Annotated in this window: 7 protein-coding genes and 1 rRNA gene (1 of these 8 only partly in view); 3 read left to right on the forward strand and 5 right to left on the reverse strand. The window is 57.3% G+C overall.

All coding sequences use genetic code 11. From position 1 onward, the window contains the following. Window positions 1–300: 300 nt before the first annotated feature. The 5 genes from scpC to ACA073_RS00690 form a co-directional block, all read right to left on the reverse strand. Window positions 301–1794 (reverse strand): succinyl-CoA:acetate CoA-transferase ScpC, encoded by a 1494-nt coding sequence (gene scpC / locus ACA073_RS00670; protein ID WP_497400859.1) that lies wholly within the window; start codon window positions 1792–1794, stop codon window positions 301–303. Between the two features lie 180 nt (window positions 1795–1974). Further along, a complete protein-coding gene (locus tag ACA073_RS00675) occupies window positions 1975–3408 on the reverse strand; it encodes an NAD(P)(+) transhydrogenase (Re/Si-specific) subunit beta (RefSeq protein ID WP_497400861.1) in 1434 nt (477 codons plus the stop codon). Continuing rightward, the gene (locus tag ACA073_RS00680) at window positions 3408–3731 is read right to left on the reverse strand and encodes an NAD(P) transhydrogenase subunit alpha part 2 (RefSeq protein ID WP_017335806.1); all 324 of its coding nucleotides are present in this window, start codon (window positions 3729–3731) and stop codon (window positions 3408–3410) included. Before ACA073_RS00680 ends, ACA073_RS00675 begins: the two co-directional genes overlap by 1 nt. A gap of 15 nt (window positions 3732–3746) precedes the next feature. Next, complete coding sequence (locus tag ACA073_RS00685) at window positions 3747–4868, reverse strand: Re/Si-specific NAD(P)(+) transhydrogenase subunit alpha (protein WP_497400863.1); 1122 nt, start codon at window positions 4866–4868, stop codon at window positions 3747–3749. Window positions 4869–5302: 434 nt separating this feature from the next. Further along, window positions 5303–6202: a LysR family transcriptional regulator gene (locus tag ACA073_RS00690; protein WP_497400865.1), complete on the reverse strand. Its 900-nt coding sequence runs from the start codon at window positions 6200–6202 to the stop codon at window positions 5303–5305. A 157-nt stretch (window positions 6203–6359) separates the two neighbouring features. On the opposite strand from ACA073_RS00690, the gene ACA073_RS00695 reads away from it, so the two are divergent. The 3 genes from ACA073_RS00695 to ACA073_RS00705 all read left to right on the forward strand — a co-directional run. After that, complete coding sequence (locus ACA073_RS00695) at window positions 6360–7541, forward strand: acyl-CoA dehydrogenase (RefSeq protein ID WP_497400866.1); 1182 nt, start codon at window positions 6360–6362, stop codon at window positions 7539–7541. A gap of 13 nt (window positions 7542–7554) precedes the next feature. Further along, entirely contained in the window at window positions 7555–8775 is a 1221-nt protein-coding gene (locus ACA073_RS00700) for a CaiB/BaiF CoA transferase family protein (RefSeq protein WP_497400868.1), read from the forward strand. A gap of 641 nt (window positions 8776–9416) precedes the next feature. Beyond that, window positions 9417–10073, forward strand: a 16S ribosomal RNA gene (locus tag ACA073_RS00705); it runs 880 nt beyond the window's last position.

The following is a 10073-nucleotide window of genomic DNA, read 5'->3' on the forward strand; positions in this document are numbered from 1 at the left end:
GTGGCGGGATTAGGTAGTGGTTTAACTGATGCCAATGATCCTCTCGTTTGGCCAGTCTCTCTAGATACAGTTCACCTGTATTGTGAGGGACCAGTTAACTGTTAAAGGGTGGTGTACTGGTCTAAATTGAGGCAACTGTACTTGTCTGCACCGATATGATGCATTTATTGGGATTATGGTCGGAAAGGTAGGTAATTACGCTAGGAAATGACCAGTACAGCAGTACAGTTTTAAACACATTTCTGTCTGGCAACAGCGAGCTGACGAAACTGTGTTTGCGTCAGCTGCTATCTGTACCAATTACACCGGCAGCATTCGCCCGGTTTCTTCCAGGTTCATGTGCCAGCTCAGTGCGTCACGCAGGATATGCGGCGTGTGCCCGCCGAGTGCGCAGGCGGCGGTGAAGTAGTCATCCAGGGCTTGGCAATAGTCAGGGTGCACGCAGTTCTCGATGATGACGCGAGCCCGTTCCCGAGGGGCCAAACCACGCAAGTCCGCCAGACCCACCTCGGTCACGAGAATGTCGACATCATGTTCCGTATGATCGACGTGGCTGACCATCGGCACCACGCTGGAAATCGCGCCGCCCTTGGCGATCGACTTGGTCACGAAGATGGCCAGGTGCGCGTTGCGCGCGAAGTCGCCCGAACCGCCGATACCGTTCATCATCCGCGTACCGCAGACGTGGGTGGAGTTGACGTTGCCGTACAGGTCGAATTCCAGCGCGGTGTTGATGCCAATGATGCCGAGCCGGCGCACCACTTCCGGGTGGTTGGAAATTTCCTGCGGTCGCAGGACCAGCTTGTCCTTGTAGCGCTCCAGGTCGCCGAACACATCGGCGTTGCGACGGCTCGACAAGGTGATCGAACTGCCCGACGCAAAGCTCAGTTTACCGGCGTCGATCAGGTCGAAGGTCGAGTCCTGCAACACTTCGGAGTACATGGTCAGGTCTTCGAACGGCGAGTCGATCAGGCCGCACATCACGGAGTTGGCAATGGTGCCAATGCCGGCCTGCAGTGGGCCGAGCTTGTTGGTCATGCGCCCGGCCGCCACTTCCTGCTTGAAGAAGTGGATCAGGTGGTCGGCAATGGCCTGAGTTTCTACGTCCGGCGGCAACACGGTCGAAGGCGAGTCGGACTGGTTGGTGATCACGATCGCGACGATCTTTTCCGGCGGGATAGGAATGGCAGTGCTGCCAATGCGATCATCGACTTTCACCAGCGGAATCGGCGTACGGGTCGGGCGATACGTCGGGATATAGATGTCATGCAAACCCTCGAGGTTCGGGTTGTGCGCCAGGTTAATCTCGACGATCACGTGTTTGGCGAAAATCGCGAAGCTGGCCGAGTTGCCCACGGAAGTGGTCGGCACGATGTGGCCTTGCTCGGTAATTGCCACGGCCTCGATCACTGCGATGTCCGGCAGTTTCAGCTGCTGGTTACGCAGTTGCTCCACGGTTTCCGAGAGGTGCTGGTCGATGAACATCACTTCGCCAGCGTTGATCGCCTTGCGCAAAGTGCTATCGACCTGGAACGGCATGCGTCGCGAAAGAACGCCGGCTTCGGTGAGCTGTTTGTCGAGGTCGTTGCCCAGGCTCGCGCCGGTCATTAACGTGATTTTCAGCGGGGTGACTTTGGCGCGCTCGGCCAGTGCGTGAGGCACGGCTTTGGCTTCGCCAGCGCGAGTGAAACCACTCATGCCGACGGTCATGCCGTCCTCGATCAGAGCGGCAGCGTCAGCGGCGCTCATCACCTTATCCAACAACGAAGGCAAGCGAATACGATCACGGTACATGGAATGTCATCTCGGGCAACGGAAGCAAGGTGTGCAGTCTAGTGGCTTGAAAAAAATCCGTCCCGCTACCATGGTCGAATGCCGAGCCCTGATTTAGAGCCTTTGGTCGGGTTTCTCGGGGAATAAAAAAACCCCAGCCTACTAAAGGCTGAGGTTTTGGGTATTGCGCTGGAGCAGGTTTTACTCGACGGCTTTGACCATGTCTTCGATGACCTTCTTGGCGTCGCCGAAGACCATCATGGTTTTATCGAGGTAGAACAGTTCGTTGTCCAGGCCGGCATAACCGCTGGCCATCGAACGCTTGTTGACGATGATGGTCTTGGCTTTGAACGCTTCGAGAATCGGCATGCCGGCAATCGGCGATTTCGGGTCGTTCTTCGCGGCCGGGTTGACCACGTCGTTCGCGCCGAGCACCAGCACCACGTCGGCCTGACCGAACTCGGAGTTGATGTCCTCCATCTCGAACACCTGGTCGTAAGGCACTTCGGCCTCGGCCAGCAAGACGTTCATGTGGCCAGGCATCCGACCGGCGACCGGATGGATCGCGTACTTCACGGTCACGCCGCGATGGGTCAGCTTCTCGGTCAGCTCTTTCAGCGCGTGCTGCGCCCGTGCTACCGCCAGGCCGTAGCCCGGAACGATGATTACGGTGTCGGCGTTGGTCAGCAGGAAAGTCGCGTCGTCAGCCGAACCGGATTTCACCGGGCGGGCTTCCTTGGCGCCGGCAGGACCGGCATCGGCCGTATTGCCGAAACCGCCAAGCAGGACGTTGAAGAACGAACGGTTCATCGCCTTGCACATGATGTACGAGAGGATCGCACCGGACGAACCCACCAGCGAGCCCGCGATGATCAGCATCGAGTTGTTCAGCGAGAAGCCGATACCCGCCGCTGCCCAGCCGGAATAGCTGTTGAGCATCGATACCACCACCGGCATGTCCGCGCCGCCGATCGGGATGATGATCAGCACGCCCATCACGAAGGCCAGGGCCAGCATCAACGCGAAAGCGCTGAGGTTGCCGGTCAGCATGAAGGTGACGCCCAGCGCCAGTGTCGCCAGACCCAGCAGCAGGTTCAGCTTGTGTTGGCCGCCAAACTGTACGGGTGCGCCTTGAAACAGACGGAACTTGTACTTGCCCGAGAGCTTGCCAAACGCGATCACCGAACCGGAGAAGGTGATTGCGCCAATGGCAGCACCAAGGAACAGCTCCAGACGGTTGCCCGGCGGGATCGAATCCCCTAGTTGTTTGACGATGCCCAGCGATTGCGGCTCGACCACCGCTGCAATGGCGATGAATACCGCGGCCATCCCGATCATGCTGTGCATGAAGGCGACCAGTTCCGGCATCTTGGTCATTTCTACGCGCTTGGCCATGATCGAACCGGCGGTGCCGCCGACCAGCAGGCCGACAATGACGTAACCGATGCCGGCCGTTGCGAGCTCAGCGCCCAGCTTATAGATGAGGCCCACGGTAGTGAGGATCGCCAGCGCCATGCCGAGCATGCCGTACAGATTGCCGCGCCGCGACGTGGTCGGGTGCGAAAGGCCTTTCAGGGCCTGGATGAAGCAGATGGACGCGATCAAGTAGAGCGTCGTTACAAGGTTCATGCTCATTACTTGGACGCCTCTTCTTTTACCGCTTTCGGGGCTTTTTTCTTGAACATCTCAAGCATCCTGCGGGTGACCAGGAAGCCACCGAAGACGTTCACTGCCGCCAGCGCTACGGCCAGGGTGCCCATGGTCTTGCCCAGAGGTGTGACGGTCAAAGCCGCCGCCAGCATGGCGCCGACGATTACGATCGCCGAGATGGCGTTGGTCACGGCCATCAACGGCGTGTGCAGTGCAGGTGTAACGTTCCAGACCACGTGATAACCGACATAAATCGCCAGCACGAAGATGATCAGGTTGTAGATACCGGGGGAGATAAGCTCTTCCATCGTCTGAATCCCTGCTTAGGCGTTTTTGCGGATGACTTGGCCGTCGCGGCACATCAGGCACGCGGCGACGATGTCGTCTTCGAGGTTCACTTCGAATTGGCCTTCTTTGTTGAAGACCAGCTTCAGGAAGTCCAGCAGGTTGCGCGCGTACAGGGCCGAAGCGTCTGCCGCCACTGCACCGGCCAGGTTGGTCGGGCCGCAAATGGTTACACCATTTTCGACCACCACCTGATCCGCCACGGTCAGCGGGCAGTTGCCGCCCTGAGCCGCTGCGAGGTCGATGACCACGGAACCTGGCTTCATTTGCGCCACGGTTTCCGCGCTCAACAGTGTCGGTGCCTTGCGGCCCGGAATCAGTGCGGTGGTGATGACGATGTCAGCCTGTTTGGCGCGTTCGTGCACGGCCAGGGCCTGGCGCTGCATCCAGCTCGCAGGCATCGGGCGTGCGTAACCGCCAACGCCGACGGCGCATTCACGCTCTTCATCGGTCTCGTAAGGCACGTCGACGAACTTGGCGCCGAGGGATTCGATCTGCTCTTTAACCGCAGGACGCACGTCAGACGCTTCGATCACCGCACCCAGACGTTTCGCCGTAGCGATTGCCTGCAAACCGGCAACACCGGCGCCAAGAATCAGCACGCGCGCCGCTTTCACGGTGCCCGCAGCGGTCATCAGCATCGGCATGAAGCGTGGATAGTGGTGAGCGGCCAGCAACACGGCTTTATAGCCGGCGATGTTGGCTTGCGAAGACAGCACATCCAGGCTCTGAGCGCGGGAGGTGCGCGGCGCGGCTTCCAGCGCAAACGCGGTAATCCCGCACTCGGCCAGCTTGGCGATGATTTCATTGCTGAACGGGTTGAGCATGCCCACCACTACGGTGCCGCTCTTTATCAGAGTGAGTTCGCTGTCGCTGGGGGCGACCACCTTGAGAATCAGCTCGGCACCAAACGCATCGTTGGCGCTGCCAATGGTTGCGCCCGCCGCTTCATAAGCACTGTCGACAACGCTGGCATTAATGCCGGCGCCGCTTTGCACAGTGACCTTATGGCCCTGGCCGATCAGCTTCTTGATGGTTTCCGGGGTTGCAGCAACCCGTGTTTCACCCGTCTGGGTTTCGAGAGGAACACCAATGTGCACGACAAAATCTCCTGCGTGATCTTATTGAGTAAACCCAGGCACTTCGGATGGTGCGGCTGGGGCGGCCGATCAGCACGATCCCGCCAAATCAGAGCGGGGCGCGGCATTTTGCAGGCGAACTTTGTGCCCTTCAAGGGTTTATGACATGTGACGGAAAATTAACTACAAGTCACCCCGTGACCGAATGTCGCACTGAACGGTTCAATCCCTTGCAGGCCGTGCCTTGTAAGGATTTTGGCCAAAATTCAAGAATTTACACATCGGCACGGTGAATGAGGTGGTATTGCTGCTGAATAGCGGCTCAAGGCCACGTCTTCAGGCGCTTGTGGGACGTTTGTACCGCTTTTCGGTACAGTCTGCGATATGCGACAAATACTTATATCTGTAGGGCTTTTAGATTGCTGACTACGGGGTCAATAAAGCGCGTCAAGCCTTTATCCCTCTAGGTTGTAGCTTTGCGCCTGATTCACCAGCCAGTCGCGAAATGCCTTCAAAGACGCGGATTCGACCTTTCGCTCGGGAATCATCAGGTAATACGCCTTGATGCTGGACAGCGCTTGAGCATTAGCAATCACCAGTCGCTTCTCCGCCAGTTCGCGTTGAATCAGAAATGGCGGGATCAAGGCGATCCCCATGTCATGCATCGCCGCTTGGGCAAGCATGGAGAATAGCTCGTAGCGCGGCCCTGTCATGTCGCGCGGGATATTAAGGTTTTGCGAGTTGAACCATTGGCGCCAGGCGTAGGGGCGGGTGGTCTGTTGCAGCAGGGGCAGTTCGGCAATTTCAGCGGGTGTGAGGTTTGTCTTTTTGCCCAGTAGGTTGGGGCTGCACACCGGCATCGGATTCTCGCCCATCAGTCTGTGGGATTCAGTGCCTGACCAGTCCGCATCGCCAAAATAGATCGCCGCATCGAAGTCGGTGTCGGCAAACAGGAACGGGCGGGTGCGGTTGGTGAGATTGACCGTCACCTCCGGATGTTTTTGCTGGAAATCCTTGAGTCGTGGCAGCAGCCATTGGGTGCCGAAGGTCGGCACAACCGCCAGTTCAATCACGTTGGTGCCCTGCTGGCCCATCACTGACAGGGTGTCGCGCTCAACGGCATCGAGTTGGGTGGCGACCCTGCGGCTGTAGGAAAGTCCGGCTTCGGTCAGCTTCACTCCGCGTCGTGAGCGTCGGAACAGTTCCACGCTCAGGAACTCCTCAAGGCTGGCGATCTGTCGGCAAATCGCTCCCTGGGTGAGGGAAAGTTCCTGGGCTGCCTTGGTAAAGCTCTCGTGGCGTGCAGCCGCCTCAAAGCTGATCAGAGCCGTTGTACTGGGAATTTTTCTACGCATGTACATCAACCTCACTAATACATCGCATAAAAGCTGTTTCGCGACGTTACGGAGTGAGAAATTAGCACAACAGTATGCAAAATCCTCGTTTGCCGTGACGCCGAACCGGGCCTAGGATCAGTCCACGTTATTTGACCCGATTCGAGAGGACACACTCATGGGCGGTAAAGCTAGCTTCAACTGGATTGATCCCCTGCTGCTGGATCAACAGCTCACCGAAGAAGAACGCATGATCCGCGACACCGCCGAGCAATTCGCTCAGCAAAAGCTCGCGCCGCGTGTTCTTGAAGCATTCCGTCATGAGAAAACCGATCCGGCAATCTTCCGCGAGATGGGCGAAGTCGGCCTGCTGGGCGCAACCATTCCTGAGCAGTACGGCGGCAGCGGCCTGAGCTACGTCAGCTACGGCTTGATCGCCCGTGAAGTCGAGCGCGTCGACTCGGGTTATCGCTCGATGATGAGCGTGCAGTCCTCTTTGGTGATGGTGCCGATCAATGAATTTGGCACTGAAGCCCAAAAGCAGAAGTACCTGCCAAAACTTGCATCGGGCGAATGGATCGGTTGCTTCGGTCTGACCGAGCCTGACCACGGCTCCGACCCGGGTGCGATGATTACTCGTGCACGCAAAGTGGAAGGCGGCTACAGCCTGACCGGCAGCAAGATGTGGATCACCAACAGCCCGATCGCCGACGTGTTCGTGGTCTGGGGCAAGGACGATGCGGGCGATATCCGTGGCTTCGTTCTGGAGAAAGGCTGGAAAGGCCTGAGCGCTCCGGCGATCCACGGCAAGGTCGGCCTGCGTGCGTCCATCACCGGTGAGATCGTCATGGACAACGTGTTTGTCCCTGAAGAGAACATCTTCCCTGACGTCCGTGGTTTGAAAGGCCCTTTTACTTGCCTCAACTCTGCGCGTTACGGCATTTCCTGGGGCGCTTTGGGTGCTGCGGAGTTTTGCTGGCACACCGCTCGCCAATACACCCTGGATCGTCAGCAGTTCGGTCGCCCGTTGGCCGCTACTCAACTGATCCAGAAGAAACTGGCCGACATGCAGACCGAAATCACCATGGCGCTGCAAGGTTGCCTGCGTCTGGGTCGCATGAAAGATGAAGGCACTGCGGCGGTCGAGATCACTTCGATGATGAAACGCAACTCCTGCGGCAAGTCCCTGGACATTGCTCGTATGGCGCGTGACATGCTGGGCGGTAACGGTATCTCCGATGAATACGGCGTGGCTCGTCACCTGGTTAACCTGGAAGTGGTGAATACCTATGAAGGTACGCATGACGTCCACGCATTGATCCTTGGTCGTGCGCAAACCGGCATCCAGGCGTTCTATTAATAGGAGAACGGCCATGGGCGCGCTTTCGCATCTACGGGTACTGGATTTATCGCGGGTGCTGGCCGGGCCCTGGTCCGGGCAAATACTGGCGGACCTTGGCGCCGAGGTGATCAAGGTCGAGCGTCCGGGCAATGGCGATGACACGCGCGCCTGGGGGCCTCCTTTCCTGAAGGACGCCTATGGCGAGAACACCAGCGAGGCCGCCTATTACTTGTCGGCCAATCGCAACAAGCAATCAGTGACCATCGACTTCACGCGCCCGGAGGGGCAGAAGCTGGTGCGTGAGTTGGCGGCCAAGTCGGACATCCTGATCGAGAACTTCAAGGTCGGCGGTCTGGCGGCTTATGGGCTGGACTATGAGTCGCTCAAGGCCGCCAACCCGAATCTGATCTACTGCTCGATCACGGGCTTTGGCCAGACCGGTCCGTACGCCAAGCGCGCAGGTTATGACTTCATGATCCAGGGCCTGGGCGGCCTGATGAGCCTTACAGGTCGGCCGGAAGGAGATGAGGGCGCGGGGCCGGTGAAAGTCGGCGTGGCGCTGACGGATATTTTGACCGGGCTCTATTCTACTGTGGCGATCCTGGCGGCACTTGCGCATCGGGATCATGACGGTGGCGGTCAACATATCGATATGGCGTTGCTGGATGTTCAGGTGGCTTGCCTGGCCAACCAGGCGATGAACTACCTGACGACGGGCAATGCGCCGAAGCGTCTGGGTAATGCGCATCCGAACATCGTGCCTTATCAGGACTTTCCTACAGCAGATGGCGATTTCATCCTTACCGTGGGTAATGATGGGCAGTTCCGCAAATTTGCGGAAGTGGCCGGGCAGCCGCAGTGGGCGGATGATCCGCGCTTTGCGACCAACAAGTTGCGGGTGGCGAACCGGGCGGTGCTGATTCCGTTGATCCGTCAGGCTACGGTGTTCAAGACCACTACGGAGTGGGTGACGCAACTGGAGCAGGCGGGCGTGCCGTGTGGGCCGATCAATGATCTGGCTCAGGTGTTTGCCGATCCTCAGGTGAAGGCGCGCGGGCTGGCAATCGAGCTGCCTCATGTTCTGGCCGGAATGGTGCCGCAGGTGGCGAGTCCGATTCGTCTGTCCGAGACTCCTGTGGAGTATCGCAATGCGCCTCCTTTGCTGGGTGAGCATACGCTGGAGGTGCTGCAGCGGGTGTTGGGTCTGGATGCGTGTGCGGTGGCGGCTTTTAAGGAGGCCGGGGTGCTTTGAGAATTCCCTCTATATAGAGGGCGTGTTTTCGCTCTTCTATATAGAGAGAAACGGGCTGTTTTCCGGGCTTTTGCAAGTTATTGATAGAAAAGTGTAATTAAGGGTTGACGGAAGATTCTGGAAGTCTATAATTCGCCCCACTTCCGGCGCAGTCGAAACGGAAAACTCCTTGGTAAACAAAGAGTTACGCAGTTTTCGGCAGTGAGTTGCTTCAGATCATCGAAGCCCAGAAGGAGTTGGTAAGGCAGTATGTTTTCGCCTTATTGACGGTTCGATCGTCTCGGTCGAAAGCGGAGAAAAAGAGGTGTTGACAGCAGCGAGTAACGCTGTAGAATTCGCCTCCCGCTAACGAGAGATCGGAAGCGCAAGTGGTTGAAGTTGCAAAGGAAACTTTGAAAACTTCGCAAAATAACCGCTTGACAGATACAGAGGACGCTGTAGAATGCGCGCCTCGGTTGAGACGAAAGATCTTAACCAACCGCTCTTTAACAACTGAATCAAGCAATTCGTGTGGGTGCTTGTGGAGTCAGACTGATAGTCAACAAGATTATCAGCATCACAAGTTACTCCGCGAGAAATCAAAGATGTAACCAACGATTGCTGAGCCAAGTTTAGGGTTTCTTAAAAACCCAAAGATGTTTGAACTGAAGAGTTTGATCATGGCTCAGATTGAACGCTGGCGGCAGGCCTAACACATGCAAGTCGAGCGGTAGAGAGAAGCTTGCTTCTCTTGAGAGCGGCGGACGGGTGAGTAATGCCTAGGAATCTGCCTGGTAGTGGGGGATAACGCTCGGAAACGGACGCTAATACCGCATACGTCCTACGGGAGAAAGCAGGGGACCTTCGGGCCTTGCGCTATCAGATGAGCCTAGGTCGGATTAGCTAGTTGGTGAGGTAATGGCTCACCAAGGCGACGATCCGTAACTGGTCTGAGAGGATGATCAGTCACACTGGAACTGAGACACGGTCCAGACTCCTACGGGAGGCAGCAGTGGGGAATATTGGACAATGGGCGAAAGCCTGATCCAGCCATGCCGCGTGTGTGAAGAAGGTCTTCGGATTGTAAAGCACTTTAAGTTGGGAGGAAGGGCAGTAAATTAATACTTTGCTGTTTTGACGTTACCGACAGAATAAGCACCGGCTAACTCTGTGCCAGCAGCCGCGGTAATACAGAGGGTGCAAGCGTTAATCGGAATTACTGGGCGTAAAGCGCGCGTAGGTGGTTTGTTAAGTTGGATGTGAAAGCCCCGGGCTCAACCTGGGAACTGCATTCAAAACTGACAAGCTAGAGTATGGTA

It is taken from the genome of Pseudomonas sp. LBUM1670 (genome assembly GCF_059695695.1).

Excerpts from the sequence above, each read along its gene's own strand:
- scpC (WP_497400859.1), bottom strand. The coding sequence starts at position 1,794 with ATGTACCGTGATCGTATTCGCTTGCCTTCGTTGTTGGATAAGGTGATG.
- ACA073_RS00675 (WP_497400861.1), bottom strand. The coding sequence starts at position 3,408 with ATGAGCATGAACCTTGTAACGACGCTCTACTTGATCGCGTCCATCTGC.
- ACA073_RS00680 (WP_017335806.1), bottom strand. The coding sequence starts at position 3,731 with ATGGAAGAGCTTATCTCCCCCGGTATCTACAACCTGATCATCTTCGTG.
- ACA073_RS00690 (WP_497400865.1), bottom strand. The coding sequence starts at position 6,202 with ATGCGTAGAAAAATTCCCAGTACAACGGCTCTGATCAGCTTTGAGGCG.
- ACA073_RS00695 (WP_497400866.1), top strand. The coding sequence starts at position 6,360 with ATGGGCGGTAAAGCTAGCTTCAACTGGATTGATCCCCTGCTGCTGGAT.
- ACA073_RS00700 (WP_497400868.1), top strand. The coding sequence starts at position 7,555 with ATGGGCGCGCTTTCGCATCTACGGGTACTGGATTTATCGCGGGTGCTG.